The following is a 25,823-nucleotide window of genomic DNA, read 5'->3' as shown; positions in this document are numbered from 1 at the left end:
CCGAGGGCAGTGTTCAAGACGTGGATGCTCGCCACGAGGGCGAGCATGACGCCAAGGTCACGAGAGCTCTATCTCAGCCCAGAACGCCGCCCTTGCGGGCGTAGTCGATATAGATCTCGCGCAGGCGCTGCGCGGTCGGGCCGGGCGCGCCGTTGTGGATCGTGTGGCCGTCGATCGAGGTCACCGGCATCACCAGGCTGGTCGCGGAGGTGATGAAGGCCTCCTCGGCGTCGAGTGCCTCCTCCAGCGTGAATTCGCGCTCCTCGAAGGAGAAGCCCGATTCCGCCAGATAGGCGAGCACCGCCTTGCGGGTGATGCCCGGCAGCACCTTGTTAGAAAGCGGGCGCGAGATCAGCGTCTTGCCCTTGACGATCCAGGCTGTGGAGGAGGCGCCCTCCGTCACCACGCCGTCCTCGACCAGCCAGGCCTCCTGCGCGCCGCTCTCCAGCGCGAACTGCTTGGCGAGCACGGGCGCGAGCAGGTTGACGCTCTTGATGTCGCGGCGGGCCCAGCGCAGGTCCGGCGTCGAAACGACCTTGATGCCCGTCTTCGCCGTCGGCGCGTTCACGAAGTTGCGGGCCTGGGTGAACATCACCAGCGTCGGCTGGACATCCTTCGGGAAGGGGAAGTCGCGATCGGCTGCGCCGCGCGAGACCTGCAGGTAGATGCCGCCCTCGTCGAGATTGTTGCGCTTGATCAGTTCCTCGTGGATCGCAACCAGCTCGGCCTTCGACCAGGGCAGGTCGAGCCGGATTTCGCCGCAGGAGCGTTCGAGGCGGGCCAGATGCGCCTCGCAATCGACGAGCTTGCCGCCGATCACGGCCGAAACCTCGTAGATGCCGTCGCCGAAGATGAAGCCGCGATCGAATACGGAGATCTTGGCATCCTCCTCTGGGAGGTAGGCGCCATTGACATAGACGATACGGCTCATCGCTGCGGACCTGCTGGATGGAGAGGAACGCGCCCTTCCTAGCGAAGCTTTGCGCCGGTTGCGAGCCTCAAGGCGGGGAAACGGCCCGGCGTCTGGCGCAGGGGTCGGCAGATTTTCACAACCCATCCTTCGAGACGCGGACTTGCGTCCGCTCCTCAGGATGAGGGCTTCCTAACCAAACGAGTTTCAGGGCTTCAGGCTCAGGAACCGCGTCGGGATCGCGCCGCGCAGGTTCTGCTCGAAGCCGATGAGCTTCGGCGAGACGAGATTCTTCGTCGAATAGTGCAGCACCGGGATCCAGGGCTCTTCGGCGATGACGATGCTGTCGGCCTCGCGCAGAATGACGGCGCGTCTGGCGATGTCGAGTTCATCGGCGGCGAGCTTCATCAGCGCATCGAATTGCGGGTTGCTGTACTTGCCGATGTTGAAGCCGGCGTTGTCGCTCTGGAACAGGAACAGGAAGTTCTGCGGATCGGAGTAGTCGCCGATCCAGCCATAGCGCGCCACGTCGAAATCCCCGCCTTCGCGCAGATAGGCAAAATGCGTCCGGTAGTCGGTCTCGACGCAGCGGGTCTCGACGCCGATCGCGCGCCATTGCCCGGCGATCGCCTCGGCCGTGTGCCGATTGTTGTCGGTCGTGTTGAAGCGGAACTCGACCTGAAGCGGGATGCCGCTGCCGAAGCCGGCCGAGGCCAGGAGGCGCCTGGCCTCCTCCTCGCGCTCCAGCACCGAGGCGTAGCGGAAATCGAGCTCGGCCCGCTCACCATAATTGCCGATATGGGGCGGTACCACGCCGTAGGCCGGCAGCATCGTCCCGCCCCAGACCCGGTCGGCGATGAATTCGCGGTCGATCTGGAGCGACAGTGCCCGGCGCACGCGGGCATCGTCGAAGGGCGGCTTGGCGCTGTTGAGGATCAGGAAATACGTCGCGAGATAGGGGCCGATCCGGACCTGATCGCCAAGTCTCTGGCGCAATTGCTTGAACTGGTCGGCCGGAATGTCGGTCGTCAGGTGCAACTCGCCGGCCTGGAAGCGCCGGGCTGCTGCCACCAGATCGGAGGCCGGATAGAAGATCACCGTGTCGATCTTCACATTCGCCGCGTCGTGGAAATGCGGGTTTCGTTCGAGCCGGATATGCGAGTTCGGCGCGAACTCCTTCAGCATATAGGCGCCATTGGTGATCAGGTTCTCGGGTCGTCCCGGCTCCTGCGTCGCCCGGGCCATACTGGCGGGGTGGACGGGCAGGGCGCTCTGATGGGTCAGCAATTCGAGTAGATAGGGCGTCGGCCGTTCGAGCTTGATCTCAAGCGTCCGCTCGTCGACGGCCGAAACGCCGAGACTGTCGAGCGATGAGCCTGCCGTCGCCTTGTGGATCGGCTCGGCATTCCCAATCGGATAGAGCAGGTTGGCGTATCGGGCGCCGGTTTCCGGGTTGAGGATGCGCCGGAAGGAATAGACGAAGTCGGCGGCCCGGACCGGGTCGCCATTGGACCATTTCGCATTGGCGCGCAGGTTGAAGCGCCAGAGCTTTCCGTCCGGGCTCATCGTCCAGCTTTCGGCGACGCCGGGGACGACCTCTCCCTTCATGTTGTGGATGACGAGGCCTTCGCGCAGGTCGCGCAGCAGATGGGCTTCGGCGACCGTCGAGGTTCTGTGGGGATCGAGTGTTTCCGGGTCGCCGTCATTGCCCCGGTGGAAGACGATCCGGCCCTGGACCGCATCAGCGCGGGTCGCGGCCAGGATGGCGGCGAACGCCAGAGGTGCGGTGCGGCGCGTGACGTCGAGCATGGCAACCTCCCTCGACCGGGCGTCGTTGCGAGCGATGCCCGACAAAGGAAGTAGAACCTGCCTGAGTGAGTCTGCCAAGCGGGAAACGGCGGCGCGGCCGCGGTTTTCGCCGCCGTGAAGGTTCTGCAAAAGGGGCCAGCGGCTTCGGAGACCCAAGCAGGCTCGCCAAGGCAGGCCTGCTTGGGTTTGTCAGCAGCTGGCTACAGGCTCAGCGGTTGGCCGCCTTCGCGGCGCTCTCCTGCGCCTCGACCACCGCCACGGCGGTCATGTTGACCACGCCGCGGGCCGTGACCGAGCCAGTGAGGATATGCGCGGGCTTGGCGGTGCCGATCAGGATCGGCCCGACCGGCAGCGCATCCGCCATCACCTTCGCGAACTGGTAGGAGATGTTGGCGGCGTCGAGATTAGGGAAGATCAGGATGTTCGCCATGTCCTTCAGTGTCGAGGAAGGCAGGACGCGCTCGCGGATCAGCGGCACCAGCGCGGTATCGGCCTCCATCTCGCCGTCGCATTCCAGCTGCGGCGCGCGCTCGCGGATCAGCTTCAACGCCTTGCGCATCTTGAGCGAGGAGGGCGTATCGGCCGCCCCGAAATCCGAATGCGAGAGCAGAGCGATCTTGGGCTCGAGGCCGAAGCGCTGGACATGGCTCGCGGCAAGCACCGTCATGTCCGCGATCTCCTCGGCGCTCGGATCGTGCTTCACATGCGTGTCGGAGAGGAAGAAAGCGCCCTTGTTGGTGATGATCAGCGTCATCGCCGCGATGTCGCAGACGCCGGGCGCCAGGCCGATGATGTCCTTGATGTGCCGCAGGCGCGACATGAACCGGCCTTCTAGACCGGAGATCATTGCGTCCGCGTCGCCGCGCGCCACCGCAAGCGCCGCGATCACCGTGTTGTTGGTGCGGACAAGCGCGCGCGCCGCTTCCGGCGTGATGCCGCGCCGGCCGGCGATGTCGAGATAGGTCTGGACATAGTCGCGATAGCGCGGGTCGTCCTCGGGGTTGACGACCTGGAAATCGACGCCGGGCTTCAGCGACAGGCCGAAGCGCTGGATGCGGGTCTCGATCACGCTCGGGCGGCCGATCAGGATCGGCACGGCGAGCCCTTCCTCGAGCGCAACCTGGGCAGCGCGCAGCACGCGCTCGTCCTCGCCCTCGGCGTAGATCACGCGCTTGGGATCGGCCTTGGCCTGCTGGAACAGCGGCTTCATCAGGAAGCCGGAGCGGAAGACGAAGCGCGAGAGCTGGTCGCGATAGGCCTCGACATCGACCAGCGGCTTGCGCGCGACTCCGGTGGCCATCGCAGCCTCCGCCACGGCCGGCGCGATGCGCATGATCAGGCGCGGGTCGAAGGGATTCGGGATCAGCGAGGTCGCGCCGAAGGTCGAGGTCTCGCCACCATAGGCGCGGGCCGCGATGTCGGAGCTCGCCTCGCGGGCGAGCGCGGCGATGGCGCGCACCGCGGCGAGCTTCATCGCCTCGTTGATCGTCGTCGCCTGCACGTCGAGCGCGCCGCGGAAGATGTAGGGGAAGCAGAGGACGTTGTTGACCTGGTTGGGATAATCCGAGCGGCCGGTGCAGATCATTGCGTCCGGTCGCACGGCGAGGGCGTCCTCCGGCGTGATCTCGGGATTGGGGTTGGCGAGCGCCAGGATCAGCGGCTTCGCCGCCATGCGCTTGGCCATCTCCGGCTTCAGCACCCCGGCGGCGGAAAGGCCGAGGAAGATGTCGGCATCACCGATGACGTCGCTGAGCGTGCGGGCGTCGGTCTCCTGCGCATAGACCTCCTTCCAGCGGTCCATCAGCGTGTTGCGGCCCTTGTAGACCACGCCTTCGAGATCGGTGACCCAGATGTTCTTGCGCTGCGCACCGAGCTCGACGAGCAGGTTGGTGCAGGCCAGCGCGGCTGCGCCGGCGCCGGAGACGACGATCTTGACGTCGGCGATCTTCTTGGCGGCGAGGTCGAGGCCGTTCAGGACGGCTGCGCCGACGATGATCGCCGTGCCGTGCTGGTCGTCGTGGAAGACCGGGATCTTCATCCGGGCCTTGAGCTGCTCCTCGATTTCGAAGCACTCCGGCCCCTTGATGTCCTCGAGGTTGATGCCGCCGAAGGTCGGCTCCAGCGCCGCGACGACCTCGACGAACTTCTCGACGTTCTTCTGCTCGACCTCGATATCGAAGCAGTCGATGCCGGCGAATTTCTTGAAGAGGACGGCCTTGCCCTCCATCACCGGCTTGGAGGCCAGCGGGCCGATATCGCCGAGGCCGAGCACAGCCGTGCCATTGGTGATGACGGCGACGAGATTTTGGCGCGAGGTGAGCTCGGCGGCTTCCGACGGGTCGTCGACGATCGCCTCGCAGGCAGCCGCGACGCCGGGCGAATAGGCCAGCGCCAGGTCGCGCTGGTTGCCGAGCGGCTTGGTCGCCTGGATCTCCAGCTTACCGGGCCGGGGCTGGCGGTGATAGACGAGCGCGCCCGAGCGCAGATCGGTGGAGAGCGTGCTTTTCATGGCGCGATGGTCCCTGCGGTCCGAAGGATGCTGGTCGCGCGAAAGGCCATGCGGCGTCAAGCGGTCAGGATGCCTCGGCGGCCGCAGCGCGCGCGAAGATCGGGCTGCGGCGGATTGAATCAATTTGTGAACGAGGTGAATCGCCTTGTGAGCCGGCGATGACAACCTGTTGGCGCGACTCAGGAATCGCGGCCTTGAACCAGAGGATGGGTCGGGTGAATCGAAAGCTCAGCCGCGGGCGCGGCTCAGAACGCCTTGAAGGTGATGATCGTGTGCGTGTCGGCGATCTCGGGGATCGACTGCACCTTCTGCGCGACGAAATGGCCGATATCGACATCCGCGCCGACATGGAACTTGGCGAGGATGTCGTAGTTGCCGGCGGTCGAGTAGATCTCGGAAGCGATCTCGCGATCGGCCAGTTCGCTGGCGACCTCGTAGGTCTTGCCGAGCTTGCATTTGATCTCGACGAAGAAGGTTTGCATCGCTCGCTCCGAAACTCTGATGCGGTCTGGATAAGGCATCGGCCCGAAAAGTGGAATGCGGTTTTCGGACAAGGCCGATGCCGAAACAAAGGCGATCCTCAGAGTGGTGCGATCAAGCGCCCGCGAGCGCCGCAATGCGCCGCGTCATCGCATTGTCCGGGTCCGTCAGCCCGGCGATGACGGTGAAATGGTTGGCGCCGGGGATTTCCTCATAGCGCGTCGTCACGCCTTCCAGCCCCCAGACATCGACGAGCCGGCGGCTCTGCTTGTGGTACTCGGCGCTCTCCTCGCCCCCGACTACGGCATCCATCGTCAGCCGCGACGGCGCCGACCAGAACAGGGGGCTTTCGAGCTCGGCCGCTTGCATGTCGAGGCCGAGCGCCGTGTTGATGCTCGTCTCGGTCAGGGGTTTGAGGTTGTAGAGGCCGGAGATGCCATAGGCCGCCGGCACCAGATGCTCCGGCAGGTCGGCACCGACATTCTTCCAGCCGGTGGCGAGCATGCAGGCGCTGAGGTGGCCGCCGGCGGAATGGCCGGTCGCGACCACCGGCAGGCCGAAGCGCCGCCACAGCGCCGCCGTGGCTTGCTGCAACTCCCAGACGATATGGCCGAGCTTGACCTGCGGGCAGAGATCGTAGCCGACGACCGCGACAGGCAGGCCGAGCTGGTTCAGCCCGCGCGCCATATGCGAGAAGAAGCTCCGGTCGAGCGCCTGCCAGTAGCCGCCATGGATGAACATGACGATCGCATTGCCGCGGATCGTTTCCGGCTTGAATACGTCGTAGAGCTGCCGTTCGCCCTCGCCATAGGAGACGCCGAGCTCGCACAGCGCCGCGGCGCGGTACGCCGCGGCGTCCGTCTGCCAGCCGGCAATGATGCCGGGATGCTCCGGCACGCGGGCGCGGTTGTTGTACTCGGTCTCATAGTCCGGCGACATCGGTATCCTGCTCGGGAAGGGCACGGCTGACGGGCCTACGGTGGCAGCCGTTGGCGGTTTCCGCCAGCGCTTTTGACAGGTGGCGCGCCCGGCGCCAAAAGCGGCAATCCGCAGCAAGCGGAATCTGGAGGTCGCCATGGAAAACCCCGTCCTCGCCGAAGTCACGCGCGGCAATGTCGTCGAATCGCGTCATCGGGGGTCTGCGATTGTCGTCGATGCCGATGGCGGCGTCGTCTTCGCAGCCGGCGACATCGAGCGACCGGTCTTCCCGCGCTCGGCGGTGAAGGCGATCCAGGCCCTGCCTCTGCTGGAAAGCGGTGCTGCCGACCGTTACGGCTTGACAGAGGCGGAGATCGCGCTCGCCGTCTCCTCGCATTCCGGCGAGCCGCTGCATGCAGAGACCTCGCTCGCGATACTGAAGAAGGCCGGCCGCGACGTCGGCTGCCTGGAATGCGGCGCGCATTGGCCCATGAACGAGGCCGTGGCGCGGGCGCTGGCGAAGTCGGGCGCCGAGCCGAGCGCCCTCAACAACAACTGCTCCGGCAAGCACGCCGGCTTCGTCTGCCTCTCCTGCAGCCTAGACGAGGATCCGGCCGGCTATGTGAAGCAGGGTCATGCCGTCCAGCGGGCGGTGCGCGGCGCCCTTGAAGAGGTGACCGGCGCCGAGCATTCCAGCGTGCGCATGGGCATCGACGGGTGCTCGATTCCCTCCTACGCCGTGCCGCTCAAGGCGCTGGCGCTCGGCTTTGCGCGCTTCGGCACCGGTCGCGGCTTCGGTCCCGAACGGGCCAAGGCCGCCGCGCGCATCCGAGCTGCTGCGGCCGGGCATCCCTTCATGGTCGCGGGCACTGGGCGGTACGACACGCGGCTGATGGGCCTGCTGGGCGCCCGCGCCTTTACCAAGACCGGGGCCGAGGGCGTCTACTGCGCCGCGCTGCCGGAGCTCGGCTATGGCATTGCGCTGAAATGCGATGACGGCGCTGGCCGTGCCGCGGAAGTCGCGCTCGGCGCGCTGATCGCCCGCTTCCTGCCGATGGACGAAGCGACGCAGACTGCCTTTGCGCCGCTGCGCGAGGCCGTCCTGAAGAACTGGAACGGCATCGAGGTGGGGCGCATCCGCGCCCCGGCGGCCTAGGATATCTCAACGCGCGGCGTTGTTCTCGATCCTGATGCCCGCCGCTTTTGCGTCGGGCGCCTTGGCGAGATCGCCGGTGACAGGTTTGCCGTATTCCGTGCCGACGATGGCGCCGTCGCGCGCCTCGTCGATGAGGTTGTTGGCGATCAGGGCGTTGCGCTCCTTCGGCACCAGCGACACCGCGATGCCGATGCCGGCCTTGCGCACGACATTGCCGGTCGCGACGAGATTGCGCATCCCCCAGGACCAGCCGAGCGAGATGCCGATCTCGCTCGCATTCTCGATGACGTTGCCGGTCACGGCCGCTTCGGCCTCGACATGGACGCCGATGCCGCCGATCGGCTCCCTGCCGTTCGGCGCGATGGCGCGCCGGGCATTGCGGATGATGTTGTTGGCGAAAACCGCCATTCGCCCGCCATGGTCGAGATTGGTGATGTTGGCGCCCTGCGCGCAGTCCTCGATCAGATTATTGGCCATGATCGCACCCTCGAAGGCGAATTCGGCGTAGAGCGCCACTTCGCCGCAGCGGCGGCCCTGATTGCCGAGGATCTGCACGCCGGAGCCGGAATTGTTGCGGATGAAGGTCATGGCGCAGTCGCGCAGCTGGTTGCCCTCGACGATGACGCCGCCGGCCCGGTAGAGACTGATGCCGTTGCCGTTCGGCCCGTCGCCGCGGGCATCGGCGCGAATACGGCTGACGCGATTGCTGCGCAGGATCGAGCGGTCGTCGCCGGGCTGGCTCCGCCAGATCTGGATGCCATTGTTGCCGCAGTCCTCGACATCGTTCTGTTCGATAACGAGGCCCAGCGAATCGAGCGAGAACAGGGCGGAATCGCGCATGGCGTGGAAGCGGCTGGTCGTGATGCGCCCGCCGCAGCGGTGCAGGGTCAGGCCGACCGAGCCGGCCTTGGCGAAGTCGCAATCCGAGATGGTGAGCGCGCCGATGTTGTTGCCGGTGACGAGGCCTCCGCGTTGTGGCGAGGGGATGTCGAGCCCATCGAAGGCAAGGCCGGTCAGATTTGCGCGCGCGATATTGTTGGCGACAAGCAGCGGGCTGCCGTTTGCGGTCACAAGGCGGGTCTCCCCCGGCAAGCCGACGATGCTCGCGCCTTCCGGCAGCTGGACTGAGCCGAGACGATAACGCCCGGGCGGCACCATGAGCGGCGCATTGCGCTTCACCGCTTCGTTTACCGCCGCCTGGAACCGCCCTGACTGATCCTCCGATGCGCCCGGCCGCAGCCCGAACTGGCTGGCGTCCAGACCGAGATGGCCGAGTGGGCCGCGGGGCGGCGAAACCGATTGCGCACGGGCCGGCAGGTGGAACACAGCCGGGCCGACCAGGCCGGCAGCCAGGAAACCGCGCCGCGAAAGCACCATGGAACCTCCCCTTCGGTTCCGCCACGATCAAGCGGCGTGCCAGCTCTGCTGTCCCGATTTGGAACCGCCGCCGCCAAGAACACGCAAGATGCGGCGGGCGTCGGCTAGAGCCCGAGCGCCCGGGCGATCTCCTCGGCGGCAAGCGTCGGGGCGAGCTTGCCGGAGGAGACTGCGGCCTCGAGCTCCGGCGTGCGCGCCTTCAGGGCCGGGTCATGCCTGAGCTTGGCCTGCAACCGATCCTGCACCATCGCCCACATCCATTTGACGTCCTGGCGCCGGCGTTTCTCAGCGATCAGGCCCTTGGCCTCGAAGCGGGCGCGGTGGTCCTCGATCTTGGCCCAGAGCGCGTCGAGCCCTTCTCCGGTCAGCCCCGAGATCGTCACCACCGGCGTGCTCCACAGCGTCGAGGTAGGCGCAAGGATGTGGAGCGCGGCCTTGTATTGCGCTGCGGCCGCGCGGGCTGCGGTCGCACCAGCACCGTCGGCCTTGTTGACCGCGATCATGTCGGCGAGCTCGATGATGCCCTTCTTGATGCCCTGCAACTCGTCGCCGGCATTGGGCAGCATCAGCACGAGGAAGAAGTCGGTGAGATCGGCGACTGCCGTTTCCGACTGCCCGACGCCGACCGTTTCGACCAGGATGATGTCGAAGCCGGCGGCCTCGCAGAGCAGCATCGTCTCGCGCGTTTTGGCCGCGACGCCGCCGAGCGTGCCGGAGGAGGGGGAGGGCCGGATATAGGCGTCGGGATCGACTGAGAGGCGCGCCATCCGGGTCTTGTCGCCGAGGATCGAGCCGCCGGTGCGGGTCGAGGAGGGGTCGACCGCGAGCACCGCCACCTTGTGGCCCTTGGCCGTAAGGTAGCTGCCGAGCGCGTCGATCGTCGTCGATTTGCCGACGCCCGGAACTCCGGTGATGCCGACACGGATGGCGCGGCCGGTGTGGGGCAGCAGCCGCTGGATCAATGCCTGCGCCTGCTCGCGATGGTCCGCGCGGCGCGATTCCGCCAGCGTGATCGCACGGGCCAGCGCGGCGCGTTCGCCGGCGAGGAGCGCGTCGCCGAGCGAGTCGGCAGGAGAGATGCGGTCGGCCATGCCGCCAGTTAGCAAGCCGCTGCCGAAGGCGACAAGGCATCGCCTGCGTCGTATCTGCTTCATCACTGTGTCATGCACGCATCTTGAAGATTTGCGTGGGCGGTGAGACGACTGGGCGATGATCGGCGCGGCAATGCGGTTTCGTGGTGTGGTTTTGGCATTGTTGCTGCCGCTCGCTCTCGCAGCCTGCGCGACGCCGCGCACCCTTGCGTTGAACCAGGCACCTGCCGCCGATATCGCCGGCACCGTCGAGATCTATGTCGCGACCACGCGCGAACCCTCGGCGCAGCCGGTCTATTTCAATGGAGAGCGGGCGCCCAAGCTCTCCTTCGCCCGGCTCGACATCACGGTGCCGCGCAGCCACAAGCCCGGCAATCTGGAGCTGCCGAGCTCCGGGCCGGGCGATCCGGCGAAGCATTTCACCGCGACTTATGTCCAGCGGCTCGACCTCGCGCCCGTGATCTCGGATGTGCGCAAGGAGCTCCAGAGCCGGCCGGCCGATCAGCGCGACGTGCTCGTCTTCGTCCACGGCTACAACACGAATTTCGCCGATGCGGTCTACCGCTTCGCCCAGATCGTCTATGATTCCGGCTTCAAGGGCGTGCCGGTGCTGTTCTCCTGGCCCTCGCGCGGCGAACTCCTCGCCTATCCCTATGACCGCGAGAGCGCCTACTACTCGCGCGACTTCCTCGAAGCCAGTCTGCGCGGCATCCCGCGCGATCTCGGCTCCACACGCATGGATATTCTCGCTCATTCCATGGGCACGCTGCTGACGCTGGAGACATTGCGCCAGGCCGCGATCCGCGGCGACGGGGCCTTCGGCGGCAAGCTGCGCGACGTCATGCTGGCCGCGCCCGATGTCGATCTCGACGTCTTCAAGACGCAGATGGCGCAGATCCGGCGGCCCGTCACCGTCTTCGTGTCGGCTGACGACAAGGCGCTCGACTTCTCGCGCCGCTTCGCGGGCGACAAGACCCGGCTGGGCTCCGTCTCTGCGAAGGACACGGAGATCATCGCGGAGCTGGACAAGCTCGGCGCGCGGATCATCGACCTCTCGGAGGTGTCGTCCAGCGACAGCCTGAACCACGCCAAGTTCGCTTCCTCGCCAAAAGTGGTTCAGCTCATCGGCGAGCGGCTGCGGCAGGACAAGGGTATCGGTTTCGCCGGGCCGCAATTCGGCGACCGAATCGGGGATATCGCCGGCGGCGTCGTCGGCACCGTGGGCTCGACGGTCGGGCTCGTCGTCAACGCGCCGGTGACGATCCTTTCGGGCGGGCGGTGATGTCACATGGCTGCAACGGCCGGCGATCCCCGCAGCCAGGCCGCGAGGTTGCCCCATTCTGGCCGCGTTAGCCTGCCCTTAAGGGCCGGTTGGCCATTCCGGCCTCTCACGATCGATTTTGGATGCCTGCCGCCATGCCTGTCACGAGGCGCGACTTTTCATGCCGTTCGCTGGCGCTCGCCGCGCTGCTGCCGCTCGGGCTCGCCGCCTGCGCCCAGAGCGAAGCGAGCGTCTCGCCCTTCGCCGAGCCGGAGCGTGCGGACGCCTCGGCGCTCGGCAAGGATCCGCGCCTGCTGGTCATGACAACCCGCAGATCTGTGGGCAATGTCGCGCCCTATTTCGGCACCGATCGCGGACCGCTGACCTTCGCCGAGGTGCGCCTGTCGCCGCCGGGAAGGGGGATCTCGGGGCGCGTCTCCTCCGCCGTCAGCGGCGACTGGGCCGTGCTCGGCGTTGGCCGCGAGGTGACCAACGACGCCCCGCGCGCCTTCTCGGATGCCGCCAATGGCCGCGATGTGCTGCTCTATGTGCACGGCTTCAACGAGACCTTCGAATCGGCTGCCCGCAGCGCCGGCCAGCTCTCGCATTCGCTCGAATTCCAGGGCCGCGCGGCGCTGTTCACCTGGCCGTCCGGCGGCAAGCTCTTCGACTATGCCTATGATCGAGAGAGCGCGCTTTGGTCGCGCGACGGGTTCGTCCAGAGCCTGCAGGCGCTCGTTTCCAACCCGACGGTCGGGCGCATCCATATCGTCGCGCACTCGATGGGAACCTTCCTGACGCTGGAAGGGCTGCGCGAACTGCGCGACTCCCAGGATGTCTATGCCCGTATCGGCTCGGTCGTGCTGGCCTCGCCCGATGTCGACATCGACGCCTTCGAGCAGACGGTGAAGAAGCTCGGCCCCCTGGCCCAGCGCATGACCGTCATCATCGACCCGGGCGACCGGGCACTGGCGGTCTCGGCGCGCATCGCCGGCGGCGTCGCGCGTGCCGGCGCCGCCGACCGCTCGCGGCTCGATGCGCTGGGCGTCCGCGTCGCCGACACGTCTGGCCGCGGCTGGAGCATGCTGCGTCACGACCTCTTCCTGTCGAACAGCGAGGTCACGCAGGTCGTCCGCCGCGCCATGGATCGCGGCGCCTGACGAGGCCAGCCCCTAGATCGGTGGCAGGCCGGAGCGCTTCTTGATCGTCGCCAGCGCGAAGTTGGATTCGACCGACTGGATGCATTTCAGCCGCGTCGCCTTCTGCTTCAGGAAGCGCTCATAGCCTTCGATGCCGTCGGTGACGACGCGCAGAAGATAGTCCTGCGAGCCGGTCATGAGGTAGCATTCGGCAACCTCGCTCCAGCTTTCGACCGCCTTCTCGAATTCGGTGATCTGCTCCTGGTTCTGCTGAGTCAGCCTGACCGAGACGAAGACGCTGAAGGGCAGGCCGTAGGCCTTGGGGTCGACGACTGCTGTATAGCCCTGGATGACGCCGGTCTCTTCCAGCCGCTTGAGGCGGCGCAGGCAGGGCGTCGGCGACAGTCCGACGCGCTGCGAGAGATCCTGATTGGTGATCCGCCCGTCATCGCGGAGCACCGAGAGAATCCGACGATCGATCGTATCGAGCACGATATGCTCCATTGTGCAGGTTTGTGAGCAGGAAGCTGCAATCGTGAGTTTACGGTGAGCTTCATCAACCAAGCAATGGCGCTCCGATGAGATTATTCTGAACGACAGGGATTCAGCGGCGCGGCCGGAAAAAAGGGAGACAGCCCATGAGCGATGACAGCTATCACAAGGACCGGATCGCCAATCGCCGGCTCCATCCGGAGACGTTGATGATGGGGTTCGGCTATTCGCCGGCCATGTCGGAAGGCTCGCTCAAGCCGCCGGTCTTCCTGACCTCGACCTTCGTTTTCGAGAACGCCCAGCAGGGCAAGGATTTCTTCGACTTCACCTCGGGGCGGCGCCAGCCGAAGCCGGGCGAGAAGCCGGGGCTGGTCTATTCACGCTTCAACCATCCCAACATGGAAATCCTCGAGGATCGCCTGGCGATCTGGGACGAGGCCGAGAAATGCGCCGTCTTCGCGTCCGGCATGGCCGCGATCGCCACGACCTGCTTCGCCTTCCTGCGTCCGGGTGACACGATCCTCCATTCGCGGCCGCTCTATGGCGGCACGGAGACCCTGCTCAAGAACCAGATGGGCGCCTTCGGCATCACGCCGTTCGGCTTCACCGACGGGCTCGACATCGAGCAGATGCGGGAGGTCGCCAAGGCGGCCGCCGCCAAGGGCCGCGTCGCGATGATCCTGGTCGAGACCCCGGCCAACCCGACCAATGGCCTCGTCGATCTCGCCGCCTGCAAGGCGATTGCCGATGAACTGGAGCAGTCGCAGGGCCATCGCCCGCCGGTCGTGGTCGACAACACCCTGCTGGGCCCGAAATATCAGAAGCCGCTCAAACTCGGTGCAGACCTGACCTTGCTCTCGCTGACGAAATATGTCGGCGGCCATTCCGACCTCGTCGGCGGCTCGATCAGCGGTTCCGAGGCGCTGGTGCGGCAGGTGAAGGCCTGGCGCGGCTCGCTGGGCACGCAAGCAGACCCGAACTCCTGCTGGATGCTGATGCGCTCGCTGGAGACGCTCGACATCCGCATGAGCCGCGCCAACGAGAACGCCAAGCTGGTGGCGGAATACCTCGAGAACCACCCGAAGGTCGCCAAGGTCCACTATCTCGGCAACCTCAAGGACGGTGATCCTCGCAAGCCTGTCTTCGACCGGCAGTGCACCGCGGCCGGCTCGACCTTCGCATTCGATGTCAAGGGCGGCGAGAAGGAAGCCTTCGCGCTGCTCGACAACCTGCAGATCATGAAGCTCGCCGTCAGCCTCGGGGGCACCGAGACGCTGGTCTCGCACCCCGCCGCGATGACCCATTCCGGCGTCGCCAGGGAGCTGCGTGAGGAGATCGGCCTCACCGACGCCCTGATCCGCATCTCGGTCGGCATCGAGAACATCGAGGACCTGATCTCGGATCTGGCGCAGGCCTTCGAGGCGGTTTGAGGGACATTGCCGTCATGCTCGGGCTTGATCCGAGCATCTCGGAAACCAGAATCTTCTGGTCCCGAGATTCTCGGATCGAAGCTATGCTTCGCCCGAGAATGACGATCGGGCTCAGCCGAGGCCGAGGAACAGCGCCAGAGACCGGTTCACCGTGATCATCGTTTCCGGATCGAGATAGCCGAAAGCCTGGCCGATCCGGTCGCGCCGCACGGTCATCGCCTTGTCGACCATGATCTGGGAAGCAAGGCGCAAGCCGTTCGTCGCGTCAGGCTCGACCGTCAGTCGGATCAGCGGCGCATCGACGATGTCGCTGGACATCAGCAGCAGGGTCACCGTCGCCGTCAGGTCGAACGGGTCGGCCTGGACGATCAGGGCAGGGCGGGGCTTGCCGAAATCGCCGCCGAGCGCAACGGTGACAAGGTCGCCGCGCTTCATTCAGGGCTGCCGTCCAGATCTTCCAGGGCCGCGTCAAGGAAGGCATCGAGCTCCCGATCAGTACTGTCGCTGAGGGAGACAAGGCGGGCCTGACGGCGGCATTCCTCACCGAAGCCGGGCCGCCGCGTATCGGGAATCCAGATTTGCACCGGGCGCAATCCAGCCGCCCGCAAAGCGTCGCGGCGCTTCTGGACGCGTCTAGCGGTCGAACTGGCCATGCGGGTCACTCCCGGGAATGTTACATGTAACGTTTGCCGCTGCGCTCTGCAAGGCTGGCGGATGCCGGAAAGCTAAACCCCGATCCGCCCCCAGCCCGGCAGCTTCAGCGCCGGGCTGCGCAGGTCGAGCCCGGCGACGAGGCCGAGCAGGTTGATCTCGATACCCTCGACCCAGCCGACGGTGACGCCAGCAAGGCCGTAGAGCGAGGCCTGGATGCCGGTGCGGCTCGGCGTCAGCCCGGCGAAGACGCCGTCGGCGCGCCAATCCTTGCCGATGGCGGTCGGCGGCAGCGCCTGTCCGAGTTCCGGCACCTCCGACAGCACATGCTGGACGAAACTGTTCGAGTTCGGCCCCGGCCAGGCGAGATAGCTGCCGGGGCTTGAATAGGCATAGCTCGTCACCGCCGCACGGATGCGCGGGATCAGGCGTTCGGCGGCTTTGCCCTGGATCTCGGTCACCAGCTCCGGCATGTTGCCGAACCAGTGCCCGTCGGCCTCGCGGTGGTTGACCCGGACCGGCGTGCCCCAGCCGACCACGTCGAAGCGTGTATAGGCGCTGGCGCCCCGTTCCTTCACCACGATCCAGGAATGATGCGCGAAGATTCCGCGCCAGCGCCCGACACGCGCGGCGAAGACATGCACCGTCGCTTCGGGCTCGGCGGAAGCCGCCGGCAGGAGCTTGGCGCTCGTCCAGGCGGCGCGCTGCCAGTTCGGCGCATGTGTCTGCCAGTACCACCAGCCCGCATGGCTCGCGAGCGGCAGCAGGAAGGCGACCGCGAAGAACAGCAGGAAGCGGCGGAACAGGCGCATGCGGTACGGTATGTGCATGACGGCGGAGGCCGGCAAGGCTGCGGCCGTTCACGCTTGCGTCAGGCGCAGCTTGGCTGTGCGCGGGCATCCGGTCGCGCCTTATGCCGGTTGATGCGGGGGGGAAAGCTGGTAGCGTGCGCGCGCCTGAGCTTGATGGAGGGGAAGATTGGGTAGGACTGTGAAGCGACTGACCGAGGCCATTGCCGCCTGTGCGGTCGGACTGGGACTTCTCGCCGCGCCCGCGGCCGCGCAGGACAAGCAGCTGCGCATCTTCAACTGGTCGGATTATGTCGATCCGGAGGTGCTCGATGCCTTCAAGAAGGAAACCGGCATCACCGTCGTCTACGACACCTTCGACCAGATGGAGACGGTGGAGACCAAGCTTCTGGCTGGCAAGACCGGCTACGACCTGATCGTCGTCACGGCTTCCTTCCTGCCGCGCCACATCCCGCTCGGCCTCTACCAGCCGGTCGACAAGGACAAGGCGCCGAACTTCAAGAACCTCTGGCCGGAGATCCAGACCCGGTTGTCCAAGTATGATCCCGGCAACAAATACGCCGTGAACTACATGTGGGGCACCACGGGGATTGGCTACAACGTCGCCAAGATCAAGGAACGCCTCGGCCCCGATGCCGTGATCGACAGCTGGAAGATCGTCTTCGAGCCCGAAACGCTGAAGAAGCTCTCCAACTGCGGCGTCCATGTGCTCGACGCGGTCGAGGAGATGTTCCCGGCGGCGCTGCGTTATCTCGGGCTCGATCCGGATTCGAAGAACGAGGCCGATCTCAACAAGGCCGACGAGCTCCTGCGCAAGATCCGCCCGCACATCCAGAAGTTCCATTCCTCGGAATACATCAACGCGCTGGCGAATGGCGATATCTGCCTGGCCGTCGGATATTCCGGCGACATCCTCCAGGCGAAGAAGCGTGCCGAGGAGGCCAAGAACGGCGTCCAGATCGCCTATTCGATCCCGAAGGAAGGCGCGCTGATGTGGTTCGACTCCTTCGTGATCCCGAAGGATGCCGGCAATGTCGACGCGGCGCTGAAGTTCATCGACTTCGTCAACAAGCCCGCGATGGCGGCGAAGAATTCGGACTTCATCCAGTACGCCAACGGCAACATCGCCTCCAAGCCGCTGCTCTCGGCTGCGGTGCGCGACAACCCCGGTATCTACCCGTCCGACGCGGTGATGGCGCGGCTCTATACGATCACGCCATACGACCAGAAGGCACAGCGGCTGGTGAACCGGCTCTGGACCCGCGTGAAGACCGGCAAGTGACCGGTTCCGGACAGGTCGCCAATCCCATGAAGAAGACCTCGCCCGGCAGCGTGCGCCGGGCTTTTCAACCCTGGAACGACCCTGCGGCGAAGCCGCTGGTGGAGTTCCGGGGCGTGACCAAGCGCTTCGGCGACGTCACCGCAGTGGCCGATCTCTCGCTCGCGCTCTATCCGCGCGAGTTCTTTGCACTGCTCGGGCCCTCCGGCTGCGGCAAGACCACGCTGATGCGCATGCTCGCCGGCTTCGAAAGGCCGGATGAGGGCACGATCCTGCTCGACGGGCAGGACATCACCGGCATCCCGCCGCATCTGCGGCCGATCAACATGATGTTCCAGTCCTATGCGCTGTTCCCGCATCTCAACGCGGCCGGCAACATCGCCTATGGGCTGAAGCGCGAGGGGCTGCCGCGCGCCGAGATCGACCGACGCGTCGAGGAGATGCTGGCGCTGGTCAAGCTCTCCGGGTTTGGCGGCCGCAAGCCGCATCAGCTCTCCGGCGGCCAGCGCCAGCGCGTCGCGCTCGCCCGCTCGCTCGCCAAGCGGCCGAAGCTGCTCCTGCTCGATGAGCCGATGGCGGCGCTCGACAAGAAGCTGCGCGAGCAGACCCAGTTCGAGCTGATGGATCTGCAGAGCGAGCTCGGCCTGACCTTCATGGTCGTCACCCACGACCAGGACGAGGCGATGACGATGGCCGACCGCATGGCGGTGATGGATCACGGCAAGCTCGTCCAGATCGGTCCACCGGATGTGATCTACGAGGCGCCGGCCAACCGGCACGTCGCGGAGTTCGTCGGCGACATCAACATCTTCGAGGGCCGGGTCGAGGCCGTTGACGGCGAACTGGTGCGCGCGGACGTGCCTTTCGTCGGCACCGTCGAACTCGACGAGGAGGCGCCGGCGCTGAAGTTGGGCGACCCTCTCATCGTCGGTATCCGCCCGGAAAAGATCGAGATTGGCCATGACGAGCCGGCGCAGGCCGTCAACAAGGTCGCGGGCGAGATCTGGGACATCGGCTATCTCGGCGACTTCACCATGATCCAGGTCATGCTCGGCGGGCAGAATGATCAGGGGGAGGGCGGGCAGCTCGTCAAGGTCGCGCTCGCCAACCGCACGCGCCGGATGGCCCGGCCCTTTGCTTGGGACGACAAGGTCTGGCTCTCCTGGGACGTCGAGGCTGGCGTGGTGCTGCCGCCATGAGATGGGCGGGGAAAGCCCGGCGGAGTGGCGCGTCATTCTCGAGCGGAGCGAAGCGCAGACTCGAGAATCTCCGGCAGGCAGAGGCCCCTGCGCCATCTCCGGCAAGAGATGCTCGGGTCAAGCCCGAGCATGACGGCGGAACGACGCCATGAGAGCGGTCGCTTCGCTGCAGCGACTTGGTCGATTCGTCGTGGCCGTGCCCTATCTCTGGCTCGCGCTGTTTTTCCTTGCGCCCTTCGCCATCGTCCTGCGCATGGCTTTCTCACATGCTGCGACGGCGCTGCCACCTTATGCGCCGCATTTCGAAGGGCTGGCGCAGCTCGGCGAATTCCTGTCGCAGCTCGATATCGAGAACTTCAAGCTGCTCGGCGACGACCCGCTGTACTGGCAGAGCTATCTCTACTCCCTGCGCATCGCGGCGCTGACCACCGTCTTCGCCCTCGCGATCGGCTATCCGCTCGCATACGCCATGGCTTCGGTGCCGGCGCGCTGGCGCGGCATCCTGCTCGTCTTCGTCATCCTGCCGTTCTGGACCTCCTTCCTGATCCGCGTCTACGCCTGGATCGGCATCCTCAGGCCGGACGGGCAGCTCGACGCGGCGCTCGCCTTCCTCGGCTTCGAGGCGGAGCCGCTGCGCCTGCTCAATACCGAGGCGGCCGTGCAGCTCGGCATGGTCTATTCCTATCTGCCCTTCATGGTGCTGCCGCTCTTCGCGACGCTGGAAAAACTCGATCGCGGGCTGCTGGAAGCAGCGGCCGATCTCGGCGCCACCCCGGTTACGGCCTTCTTCACGGTGACGCTGCCGCTCTCGCTGCCCGGCATTCTCGCCGGCTCGGCGCTGGTCTTCATTCCCGCGGTGGGCGAGTTCGTCATCCCCGACCTGCTCGGCGGCCCGGACACGGTGATGATCGGCAAGGTGCTCTGGAACGAGTTCTTCTCGAATCGCGATTGGCCTCTGGCCTCGGCGGTCGCGGTCGTGCTGCTCGTCGTGCTCGTGCTGCCACTCGTCCTGCTGCAACGGGCGCGCCTGCGGCGGGAGATGGCGGCATGAACCGGCTCGGCCCTGGACTGATCCTCGCGCTGATCGTCGGCTTCGCTTTTCTCTACCTGCCGATCCTCACGCTCGTCGCCTATTCCTTCAACGCCTCGCGGCTGGTGACGGTCTGGGGCGGCTTCTCGACGCATTGGTACGGCGCCCTGATGGCCAACGAGCCGCTGCTCGACGCCGCCTGGCTTTCGATCCGCCTCGGCGTTGTCTCGGCGACGCTGGCGACGGTCCTCGGCACGCTTGCGGCGCTGGCGCTCGCCCGCCACGGCCGCTTTCGCGGGCGAACATTGTTCTCCGGCATGGTCCTGGCGCCGCTCGTCATGCCTGAGGTGGTGACGGGCCTGTCGCTGCTGCTGCTCTTCGTGGCTGTTGATGTCGAGCGCGGCTTCTGGACCGTGACGATCGCGCACGCGACCTTCGGCCTCGGCTTCGCCTGCATCGTCGTTCAGTCGCGGCTCGCCGGCTTCGATCGCTCGCTGGAGGAAGCGGCTCAGGATCTGGGTGCCACGCCCTTCGTCACCTTCTGGACCGTGACCCTGCCGCTGATCTGGCCGGCGGTAGCGGCGGCCTGGATGCTCGCCTTCACGCTCTCGCTCGACGATCTCGTCATCGCGAGCTTCGCGACGGGCCCCGGCGCGACGACGCTGCCGATGCGGCTCTATTCGGCGGTCAAGCTCGGCGTTTCGCCCGAGATCAATGCCGCCTGCACGATCATGATCGCGGCCGTGGCCGTGGTGGTGATCGCGGCGTCGCTGCTGTTGAAGCGCGAGCAGTTGTCCGGAGGTTAAACGGCGGCTGAACGGCGCCCTCAAAGCTCGTTCAGGCGGATTTTGCGAATGTCCTTCTCACGGCAGGGGAATTCTCCCCGCCACGAGACAGGACAAGGATCATGTTCCGCAATCGCGCCCGCATCGGTTTGGCGGCCCTCGCACTGGGCGGCATCGTGCTCGCCGCTTCCACCTTCGCCGGAACAGGAAACGCCCAGGCTTTCGGCGACCGTTACGAACGCGCCTATGAGCGCCCGGCTTATGGCGCCGATTGGCGGCCTGCGCCGCCCGCCGTCCACGGCTTCTGGGGGCAGCGCCGCTGGCATCGCTACTATGACGGCTACGGCATGCGGCCGCCCCCGCCGCGTTCCAGCTATGGTTACGGCTGGCGGTAAGTGTCGCCACGCCGGCTGTGACCATAGGGCGGGCGCGGCCTGAGGGCAGCGCCCGCCTTTTCTGTCATTCGGCGGCGGCGGTGTGCTGGGCGTAGCCGAGGCGCTGGCTGAGCTCCTCGAGCAGCTTCTCGGCCGCATCGGCGATGACCGTGCCGGGCGGGAAGATCGCCGAGGCGCCGGCCTCCATCAGCGCCTCGAAATCCTGCGGCGGGATGACGCCGCCGACCACGATCATGATGTCCGGCCGGCCTGCCTTGGCGAGYGCCGCCTTCAGTTCTGGCACGAGCGTGAGGTGACCTGCCGCGAGCGACGACACGCCGACGATGTGGACATCGTTCTCAACCGCCTGCCGCGCCGCCTCGTCCGGCGTGGCGAAGAGCGGCCCGATATCGACGTCGAAGCCGAGATCGGCGAAGGCCGAGGCGATGACCTTCTGGCCGCGATCATGGCCGTCCTGGCCCATCTTGGCGACGAGGATGCGGGGGCGGCGTCCGTCGGCTTCCTCGAACGCCTGGCACATCAACTGGACGCGCGTGACGGCTGGGTTCATCTCGCCGACCTCCCGCTTGTAGACCCCCGAGATCGCCTTGATCTCGGCCCTGTGACGACCGAACACCTTCTCCATCGCCAGCGAGATCTCGCCGACCGTCGCCTTGGCGCGCGCAGCCTTGACCGCGAGGTCGAGCAGATTGGCATTGCCGGCCGCGCCATTGGTCAGCGCGGTCAGCGTCGCCTGCACCTCGGTCTCGTCACGTTCGGCCTTGAGGCGCTTAAGCTTGTCGAGTTGCTGGGCGCGCACCGAGGCGTTGTTGACCTTGAGCACCTCGATCGAAGCCTCGTTCTCCGGCTTGAAGCAGTTGACGCCGATGATCGCCTGCTGCCCGCCGTCGATGCGGGCCTGCGTCTTGGCGGCGGCTTCCTCGATCCGGAGCTTGGGGATGCCGGCCTCGATCGCCTTGGCCATGCCGCCGAGCGCCTCGACTTCCCGGATATGGCTCCAGGCCTTCTCAGCGAGTTCCGCGGTCAGACGTTCGACATAATAGGAGCCGCCCCAGGGATCGATGATCCGGGTCGTGCCGCTTTCCTGCTGCAGCAGGATCTGGGTGTTGCGGGCGATACGCGCCGAAAAGTCGGTCGGCAGCGCCAGCGCCTCGTCGAGCGCGTTGGTGTGCAGCGACTGGGTGTGCCCCTGCGTTGCCGCCATCGCCTCGATCATCGTGCGCGGCACGTTGTTGAACACGTCCTGCGCCGTCAGCGACCAGCCCGAGGTCTGGCAATGGGTGCGCAGTGGCAGGGACTTCTCGTTCTCAGCGCCGAAATCCTTGACGAGCTTGGCCCAGATCAGCCGCGCCGCACGCATCTTGGCGACTTCCATGAAGAAGTTCATGCCGATCGCCCAGAAAAAGGACAGGCGCGGCGCGAAGATATCGACAGAAAGGCCCGCGCGCTGGCCGGCACGGATGTATTCGACCCCGTCGGCAAGCGTGTAGCCGAGCTCGAGATCCTGCGTCGCTCCGGCCTCCTGCATGTGATAGCCGGAAATCGATATCGAGTTGAACTTCGGCATATTGGCCGAGGTGAAGGCGAAGATGTCGCCGATGATCCGCATCGAGGGCGAGGGCGGATAGATATAGGTGTTGCGGACCATGAACTCCTTGAGGATGTCGTTCTGGATGGTCCCCGAGAGCTTCGCCTGCGGCACGCCCTGTTCCTCGGCCGCGACGATATAGAGCGCCAGCACCGGCAGCACCGCGCCGTTCATCGTCATCGACACGCTCATCTGGTCGAGCGGGATGCCTGAGAACAGCGTGCGCATGTCGTAGATCGAGTCGATCGCGACGCCGGCCATGCCGACATCGCCGGCGACGCGCGGATGATCCGAGTCATAGCCGCGATGAGTCGCGAGATCGAAGGCGACCGAGAGGCCCTTCTGTCCCGCGGCGAGGTTGCGTCGGTAGAAGGCGTTCGAATCCTCGGCCGTGGAGAAACCGGCATATTGCCGGATCGTCCAGGGCTGGTTGACGTACATGGTCGGGTAGGGGCCGCGCAGATAGGGCGGCAGGCCCGGCAGGCTGTCGACGAAGGGCAGCCCCTCGCGGTCGGCGGCCGTGTAGAGCGGCTTCACCGGGATATCTTCCGGCGTCAGCCAGGGGTCGGCCGCCGCTAGCTCTGCAGAGGCCGCCGTCCGGGTGGCGGAGAAGGCGAGTTTCGTGAAATCCGGGATCGCGGTCATGGTTTGCTCCCGTCGGTCCTGTCCCACCAATGGTGGAAATGATGCACCGGTCCGTGGCCGTGGCCAACCGCAACCTCGTCGGCTGCGGCGATGGCGGCGGAAATATAGCTCTTGGCGTGGCCGATCGCCTCCGGCAGCGGCAAGCCCTTGGCGAGGTTCGCCGCGATCGCAGAGGATAAGGTGCAGCCGGTGCCATGCGTGTTGCGGGTCGCAAGGCGGGGGGCGTTGAAGTGTTGGCGCGCTCCCCCGGCGAGCAGGAGCAGGTCGCTGCTGAGATCGCCGCTGCCATGGCCGCCCTTGATCAGGACATTGGCCGCGCCGAGCGCCGCGAGCTTTTCTGCCTGTTCGTCGACCGCCAGTTCCGTTTCCGCGATGCTGGAGCCGAGCAGGGCGGCAGCCTCGGGGAGGTTGGGGGTGATCAGCGTCGCGAGCGGAAAGAGATGCTTGCGGATCGCCTCGACCGCCGACGCTTCCAGAAGCCTCGCCCCCGAGGCCGCGATCATCACCGGGTCTAGCACGACGTTCTTCGCTCCGTGACGCTTCAGCCCGGAGGCGACCGTCTCGATCAGTTCGGCCGTTGCCAGCATCCCGATCTTGACCGCGCCGACATCGAGATCCTCGAAAACGGCGTCCATCTGCTGGGCGACGAAATCGCGCGGCACGGCATGGATGGCGCTGACGCCCTTCGTATTCTGCGCCGTCAGCGCCACGATGACGCTGGCGCCGTAGACCTGATGCGCCGCGAAGGTCTTCAGGTCCGCCTGGATGCCGGCGCCGCCGCTCGAATCCGAGCCGGCGATGGTGAGGGCGATGGCAGTCAAACTCATGTCTCCGGTCAGGCGCTTGCGATGGCCTGCGCGCGTTCGAGCGTCTCGACAACGTCGCAGCCCGTGAAGATGAACGATGCTACGGCGGCCTTGTTCAACGCCTCGCTCTCGGCGGGGCGCCCGGCGAGCCACACTGTTGCGCCGGCTGTGGCGAGCGCTTCGGCAGCCGCCGCGCCTTCTTCGGCATAAGACGGGTCCGAGCCGCACAGGCAGGCGAGCTTCGCACCCGAGGCGCGGAAGGCGCTGACCAGCGCGTCGAGATCGGTGGCGCCGTCCGTGGCGAAGCCGTCGCCGCTCGGCGCGGCAAGGCCACCGGCCTCAAACAGGTTGCGGGCAAAGCCGGCACGCGCGGTGAACTCGGCGACGGAGCCCAGCGTCGCCAGGAAGACGACGGGCCGCTGCGGCAGGGCATCGGCCTTGTCGCGCAGGGCCTCGAACGGCTCCGGCAATCTGACCGAGGGCAGCGCATCCGCGCGCAGGGCCTCACCGGGCGCGATCCGGGCATCGGCTCGGCCGGCGCCGCCTACGAAGGAGCGGATGAGTTCGCCCTGGTTCCGCTCGGCGAGGCTGCCGGGAGGACGCCGTTCTCTGCGGGCGACCTGCGGGACTTCCAGCACGGTCACCGCACCCTCGCCGATATTGGGGAACTCGCTGGTGCCGGTGATCGGCTCCCGGCGCGTCGCCACCGCCTTCATGCGCGCCGCCCTCTGCTCGGCGAGCGTCTTCTGCACGGAGCCGTTGGTGAGCCCGGCGACGATGCCGCGCAGGTCGCCGCTGTTCTGCCGTTCGATCTCCTGAAAGGCCAGCCAACCCTGCTGGCAGAGCGCCTGCGTCAGTGCCTCGAAGCCGCCGGCGCCGGCGGCGGGATCGGCGACGCGCCAGAGGTTGCTTTCCGCCAGGAGGATGAGCTGCGTGTTGCGCGCGACACGGCGCGCGAATGCATCGGGCAGGCCAAGCGCGGCGGTGAAGGGCTGGACGCTCAACGAATCCGCTCCGCCGACCCCGGCCGAGAAGGCGGCGACGGTGCCGCGCAGCAGATTGACCCAGGGATCGCGCCTGGTCAGCGAACGCCAGGCCGTCTCCGCATGAATCCGCGCCGGCTTCGGTGACAGGCCGCAGGCCTGCTGGATGCGGTCCCAGAGCAGCCGCGCTGCCCGGAACTTCGCGACCGTCAGGAATTCGTCGGTATCGGCGACCAGTGTGAAGGCGAGGGTGTCGCGCGCCTCTGCCAGTGAAAAACCCTGGGCTTCGAGCGTGCGCAGATAGGCGACGGCGGTGGCAAGCGCCGCGCCGAGCTCCTGCGCCTCGCTGGCGCCGGCCTCATGGTAGGGGCGACTGTCGACAGTGATGAACGGGCCGGAGAAGCCGTGGTCCTTGAGGGCGCGAATGGTCTCAGTGAGCCGGCGCCCGACCTCGGGCCATGAGACGGCAAGCGAGCCCAGCCCGGCGAAGGCGCCGATCGGGTCGAGGCCGAATTCCACGGAAAGCTCGGCCGGTGCATGGCCGCGCTTCTCGATCAGCGCCGCCAGCAGCAAGGCGTTGATGCGGCCCTCCGGGGCAGGGTCGAGCCGCAGCCGGATGAGATCGAGCATCACGCCGTCGAGCGCGGCATCGAGAGCCGCGACATCGTCGGCGACGAGGCCGTAACCGCGCGCCGCCGGCGCACCTGCAAAGCTGATCGTCAGCGTGTCGGCGCCGCCTTCCAGATCGGCCAGCGCGAGCGCCTGGGCTTCCTTCGGCTCGGGATGGTCGAGCCGGGCGGCGACATGCCAGCGCCCGGCTTCGGCGCGCAGGGCGCGCGCGGCCGAGGCGGCGGCGGGGTAGAGCGGCTCGATGCGGATGCCGTCGGCGCTGCGGCCGACGAGCTGCTTCTCGAAATCCGCGCCCTTCAGAACCTTGTCGACCGCCGCGCGCCAGACGTCATGCGACGGCGCCGGGAAGGCGTCGAGATAGGGAAGGTCGGATGGGGCAGCCGAGTTCATGCGCGCCAATGCTCCTCTTCCGCATAGTGTGCAGCCGTGGAGTGCTGATTGCCATGGGCGC

23 protein-coding genes are annotated in these 25,823 nt (G+C 66.6%); 9 read left to right on the top strand and 14 right to left on the bottom strand.

Going from position 1 to position 25,823, the window contains the following annotated elements; genetic code table 11:
• Positions 1-73: 73 nt before the first annotated feature.
• The 5 genes from AB4Z10_RS01845 to AB4Z10_RS01825 form a co-directional block, all read right to left on the bottom strand.
• A complete protein-coding gene (locus AB4Z10_RS01845) occupies positions 74-931 on the bottom strand; it encodes a D-amino-acid transaminase (protein WP_441468649.1) in 858 nt (285 codons plus the stop codon).
• A 186-nt stretch (positions 932-1,117) separates the two neighbouring features.
• On the bottom strand, positions 1,118-2,719 hold the full coding sequence (locus AB4Z10_RS01840; protein ID WP_441468648.1) for a peptide ABC transporter substrate-binding protein: 1,602 nt from the start codon (positions 2,717-2,719) through the stop codon (positions 1,118-1,120).
• 208 nt (positions 2,720-2,927) lie between these two features.
• Positions 2,928-5,228, bottom strand: a complete 2,301-nt coding sequence (locus AB4Z10_RS01835) for an NADP-dependent malic enzyme (RefSeq protein WP_441468647.1) — start codon at positions 5,226-5,228, stop codon at positions 2,928-2,930.
• A gap of 245 nt (positions 5,229-5,473) precedes the next feature.
• Positions 5,474-5,710 carry an Lrp/AsnC ligand binding domain-containing protein gene (locus AB4Z10_RS01830; RefSeq protein ID WP_066610093.1) on the bottom strand — a complete coding sequence of 79 codons (237 nt, stop codon included), beginning with the start codon at positions 5,708-5,710 and terminating at the stop codon, positions 5,474-5,476.
• A gap of 112 nt (positions 5,711-5,822) precedes the next feature.
• Positions 5,823-6,647 (bottom strand): alpha/beta hydrolase, encoded by an 825-nt coding sequence (locus tag AB4Z10_RS01825; RefSeq protein ID WP_441468646.1) that lies wholly within the window; start codon positions 6,645-6,647, stop codon positions 5,823-5,825.
• A 136-nt stretch (positions 6,648-6,783) separates the two neighbouring features.
• Between AB4Z10_RS01825 and AB4Z10_RS01820 the strand changes: the two genes are divergently transcribed.
• Positions 6,784-7,782: an asparaginase gene (locus AB4Z10_RS01820; RefSeq protein WP_441468645.1), complete on the top strand. Its 999-nt coding sequence runs from the start codon at positions 6,784-6,786 to the stop codon at positions 7,780-7,782.
• A gap of 6 nt (positions 7,783-7,788) precedes the next feature.
• Here the strand turns inward: AB4Z10_RS01820 and AB4Z10_RS01815 are convergent, their stop codons facing one another.
• Both AB4Z10_RS01815 and meaB read right to left on the bottom strand, forming a co-directional pair.
• A complete protein-coding gene (locus AB4Z10_RS01815; protein WP_441468644.1) occupies positions 7,789-9,159 on the bottom strand; it encodes a TIGR03808 family TAT-translocated repetitive protein in 1,371 nt (456 codons plus the stop codon).
• Positions 9,160-9,263: 104 nt separating this feature from the next.
• The gene (meaB, locus tag AB4Z10_RS01810) at positions 9,264-10,250 is read right to left on the bottom strand and encodes a methylmalonyl Co-A mutase-associated GTPase MeaB (protein ID WP_441468966.1); all 987 of its coding nucleotides are present in this window, start codon (positions 10,248-10,250) and stop codon (positions 9,264-9,266) included.
• Between the two features lie 133 nt (positions 10,251-10,383).
• Between meaB and AB4Z10_RS01805 the strand changes: the two genes are divergently transcribed.
• Positions 10,384-11,532 carry an alpha/beta hydrolase gene (locus AB4Z10_RS01805; RefSeq protein WP_441468643.1) on the top strand — a complete coding sequence of 383 codons (1,149 nt, stop codon included), beginning with the start codon at positions 10,384-10,386 and terminating at the stop codon, positions 11,530-11,532.
• 134 nt (positions 11,533-11,666) lie between these two features.
• On the top strand, positions 11,667-12,671 hold the full coding sequence (locus AB4Z10_RS01800; protein ID WP_441468642.1) for an alpha/beta hydrolase: 1,005 nt from the start codon (positions 11,667-11,669) through the stop codon (positions 12,669-12,671).
• Between the two features lie 12 nt (positions 12,672-12,683).
• On the opposite strand, the gene AB4Z10_RS01795 is transcribed toward AB4Z10_RS01800, so the two are convergent.
• On the bottom strand, positions 12,684-13,154 hold the full coding sequence (locus tag AB4Z10_RS01795; protein ID WP_441468641.1) for an Lrp/AsnC family transcriptional regulator: 471 nt from the start codon (positions 13,152-13,154) through the stop codon (positions 12,684-12,686).
• Positions 13,155-13,288: 134 nt separating this feature from the next.
• Here AB4Z10_RS01795 and AB4Z10_RS01790 point away from each other — a divergent pair, with 134 nt between their 5' ends.
• Entirely contained in the window at positions 13,289-14,572 is a 1,284-nt protein-coding gene (locus AB4Z10_RS01790) for a cystathionine gamma-synthase family protein (protein WP_441468640.1), read from the top strand.
• A 111-nt stretch (positions 14,573-14,683) separates the two neighbouring features.
• On the opposite strand, the gene AB4Z10_RS01785 is transcribed toward AB4Z10_RS01790, so the two are convergent.
• The 3 genes from AB4Z10_RS01785 to AB4Z10_RS01775 all read right to left on the bottom strand — a co-directional run bounded on the left by AB4Z10_RS01785 (position 14,684) and on the right by AB4Z10_RS01775 (position 16,053).
• On the bottom strand, positions 14,684-15,007 hold the full coding sequence (locus AB4Z10_RS01785; RefSeq protein WP_441468639.1) for a type II toxin-antitoxin system PemK/MazF family toxin: 324 nt from the start codon (positions 15,005-15,007) through the stop codon (positions 14,684-14,686).
• A complete protein-coding gene (locus AB4Z10_RS01780) occupies positions 15,004-15,225 on the bottom strand; it encodes an antitoxin MazE family protein (protein ID WP_441468638.1) in 222 nt (73 codons plus the stop codon). The genes AB4Z10_RS01785 and AB4Z10_RS01780 overlap by 4 nt, the downstream gene beginning before the upstream one ends.
• Before the next feature lie 72 nt (positions 15,226-15,297).
• Complete coding sequence (locus AB4Z10_RS01775) at positions 15,298-16,053, bottom strand: DUF3750 domain-containing protein (RefSeq protein WP_441468637.1); 756 nt, start codon at positions 16,051-16,053, stop codon at positions 15,298-15,300.
• Between the two features lie 148 nt (positions 16,054-16,201).
• On the opposite strand from AB4Z10_RS01775, the gene AB4Z10_RS01770 reads away from it, so the two are divergent.
• The 5 genes from AB4Z10_RS01770 (at position 16,202) to AB4Z10_RS01750 (ending at position 20,720) form a co-directional block, all read left to right on the top strand.
• Complete coding sequence (locus AB4Z10_RS01770; RefSeq protein ID WP_441468636.1) at positions 16,202-17,314, top strand: polyamine ABC transporter substrate-binding protein; 1,113 nt, start codon at positions 16,202-16,204, stop codon at positions 17,312-17,314.
• Positions 17,315-17,340: 26 nt separating this feature from the next.
• A complete protein-coding gene (locus AB4Z10_RS01765; RefSeq protein ID WP_441468965.1) occupies positions 17,341-18,510 on the top strand; it encodes an ABC transporter ATP-binding protein in 1,170 nt (389 codons plus the stop codon).
• Positions 18,511-18,658: 148 nt separating this feature from the next.
• Complete coding sequence (locus tag AB4Z10_RS01760; protein WP_441468635.1) at positions 18,659-19,561, top strand: ABC transporter permease; 903 nt, start codon at positions 18,659-18,661, stop codon at positions 19,559-19,561.
• Complete coding sequence (locus AB4Z10_RS01755) at positions 19,558-20,346, top strand: ABC transporter permease (RefSeq protein WP_441468634.1); 789 nt, start codon at positions 19,558-19,560, stop codon at positions 20,344-20,346. Before AB4Z10_RS01760 ends, AB4Z10_RS01755 begins: the two co-directional genes overlap by 4 nt.
• A 101-nt stretch (positions 20,347-20,447) precedes the next feature.
• The gene (locus tag AB4Z10_RS01750) at positions 20,448-20,720 is read left to right on the top strand and encodes a hypothetical protein (RefSeq protein ID WP_441468633.1); all 273 of its coding nucleotides are present in this window, start codon (positions 20,448-20,450) and stop codon (positions 20,718-20,720) included.
• 64 nt (positions 20,721-20,784) lie between these two features.
• On the opposite strand, the gene scpA is transcribed toward AB4Z10_RS01750, so the two are convergent.
• From scpA to AB4Z10_RS01735, 3 genes are read right to left on the bottom strand one after another with little or no spacing between them, the layout of a single operon-like run.
• Positions 20,785-22,953 carry a methylmalonyl-CoA mutase gene (gene scpA, locus AB4Z10_RS01745; protein WP_441468632.1) on the bottom strand — a complete coding sequence of 723 codons (2,169 nt, stop codon included), beginning with the start codon at positions 22,951-22,953 and terminating at the stop codon, positions 20,785-20,787.
• Positions 22,950-23,774 (bottom strand): bifunctional hydroxymethylpyrimidine kinase/phosphomethylpyrimidine kinase, encoded by an 825-nt coding sequence (thiD, locus tag AB4Z10_RS01740; RefSeq protein ID WP_441468964.1) that lies wholly within the window; start codon positions 23,772-23,774, stop codon positions 22,950-22,952. Before thiD ends, scpA begins: the two co-directional genes overlap by 4 nt.
• Before the next feature lie 14 nt (positions 23,775-23,788).
• Positions 23,789-25,762: a methylmalonyl-CoA mutase subunit beta gene (locus AB4Z10_RS01735; protein WP_441468631.1), complete on the bottom strand. Its 1,974-nt coding sequence runs from the start codon at positions 25,760-25,762 to the stop codon at positions 23,789-23,791.
• Positions 25,763-25,823: the final 61 nt, after the last annotated feature.

It is taken from the genome of Allobosea sp. RAF48 (assembly GCF_052114025.1).
Classification (GTDB): domain Bacteria; phylum Pseudomonadota; class Alphaproteobacteria; order Rhizobiales; family Beijerinckiaceae; genus Allobosea.
The sequence above is the reverse complement of the archived record's forward strand: the minus strand, read 5'-3'. Positions and strand labels throughout refer to the sequence as shown.

Excerpts from the sequence above, each read along its gene's own strand:
- AB4Z10_RS01755 (WP_441468634.1), top strand. The coding sequence starts at position 19,558 with ATGAACCGGCTCGGCCCTGGACTGATCCTCGCGCTGATCGTCGGCTTC.
- AB4Z10_RS01735 (WP_441468631.1), bottom strand. The coding sequence starts at position 25,762 with ATGAACTCGGCTGCCCCATCCGACCTTCCCTATCTCGACGCCTTCCCG.
- AB4Z10_RS01820 (WP_441468645.1), top strand. The coding sequence starts at position 6,784 with ATGGAAAACCCCGTCCTCGCCGAAGTCACGCGCGGCAATGTCGTCGAA.
- AB4Z10_RS01835 (WP_441468647.1), bottom strand. The coding sequence starts at position 5,228 with ATGAAAAGCACGCTCTCCACCGATCTGCGCTCGGGCGCGCTCGTCTAT.
- AB4Z10_RS01750 (WP_441468633.1), top strand. The coding sequence starts at position 20,448 with ATGTTCCGCAATCGCGCCCGCATCGGTTTGGCGGCCCTCGCACTGGGC.
- AB4Z10_RS01815 (WP_441468644.1), bottom strand. The coding sequence starts at position 9,159 with ATGGTGCTTTCGCGGCGCGGTTTCCTGGCTGCCGGCCTGGTCGGCCCG.
- AB4Z10_RS01805 (WP_441468643.1), top strand. The coding sequence starts at position 10,384 with ATGCGGTTTCGTGGTGTGGTTTTGGCATTGTTGCTGCCGCTCGCTCTC.
- AB4Z10_RS01780 (WP_441468638.1), bottom strand. The coding sequence starts at position 15,225 with ATGGCCAGTTCGACCGCTAGACGCGTCCAGAAGCGCCGCGACGCTTTG.
- AB4Z10_RS01795 (WP_441468641.1), bottom strand. The coding sequence starts at position 13,154 with ATGGAGCATATCGTGCTCGATACGATCGATCGTCGGATTCTCTCGGTG.
- AB4Z10_RS01840 (WP_441468648.1), bottom strand. The coding sequence starts at position 2,719 with ATGCTCGACGTCACGCGCCGCACCGCACCTCTGGCGTTCGCCGCCATC.
- AB4Z10_RS01845 (WP_441468649.1), bottom strand. The coding sequence starts at position 931 with ATGAGCCGTATCGTCTATGTCAATGGCGCCTACCTCCCAGAGGAGGAT.
- AB4Z10_RS01790 (WP_441468640.1), top strand. The coding sequence starts at position 13,289 with ATGAGCGATGACAGCTATCACAAGGACCGGATCGCCAATCGCCGGCTC.
- meaB (WP_441468966.1), bottom strand. The coding sequence starts at position 10,250 with ATGGCCGACCGCATCTCTCCTGCCGACTCGCTCGGCGACGCGCTCCTC.
- AB4Z10_RS01830 (WP_066610093.1), bottom strand. The coding sequence starts at position 5,710 with ATGCAAACCTTCTTCGTCGAGATCAAATGCAAGCTCGGCAAGACCTAC.
- AB4Z10_RS01760 (WP_441468635.1), top strand. The coding sequence starts at position 18,659 with ATGAGAGCGGTCGCTTCGCTGCAGCGACTTGGTCGATTCGTCGTGGCC.
- AB4Z10_RS01765 (WP_441468965.1), top strand. The coding sequence starts at position 17,341 with ATGAAGAAGACCTCGCCCGGCAGCGTGCGCCGGGCTTTTCAACCCTGG.
- AB4Z10_RS01800 (WP_441468642.1), top strand. The coding sequence starts at position 11,667 with ATGCCTGTCACGAGGCGCGACTTTTCATGCCGTTCGCTGGCGCTCGCC.
- AB4Z10_RS01785 (WP_441468639.1), bottom strand. The coding sequence starts at position 15,007 with ATGAAGCGCGGCGACCTTGTCACCGTTGCGCTCGGCGGCGATTTCGGC.
- AB4Z10_RS01775 (WP_441468637.1), bottom strand. The coding sequence starts at position 16,053 with ATGCACATACCGTACCGCATGCGCCTGTTCCGCCGCTTCCTGCTGTTC.
- AB4Z10_RS01825 (WP_441468646.1), bottom strand. The coding sequence starts at position 6,647 with ATGTCGCCGGACTATGAGACCGAGTACAACAACCGCGCCCGCGTGCCG.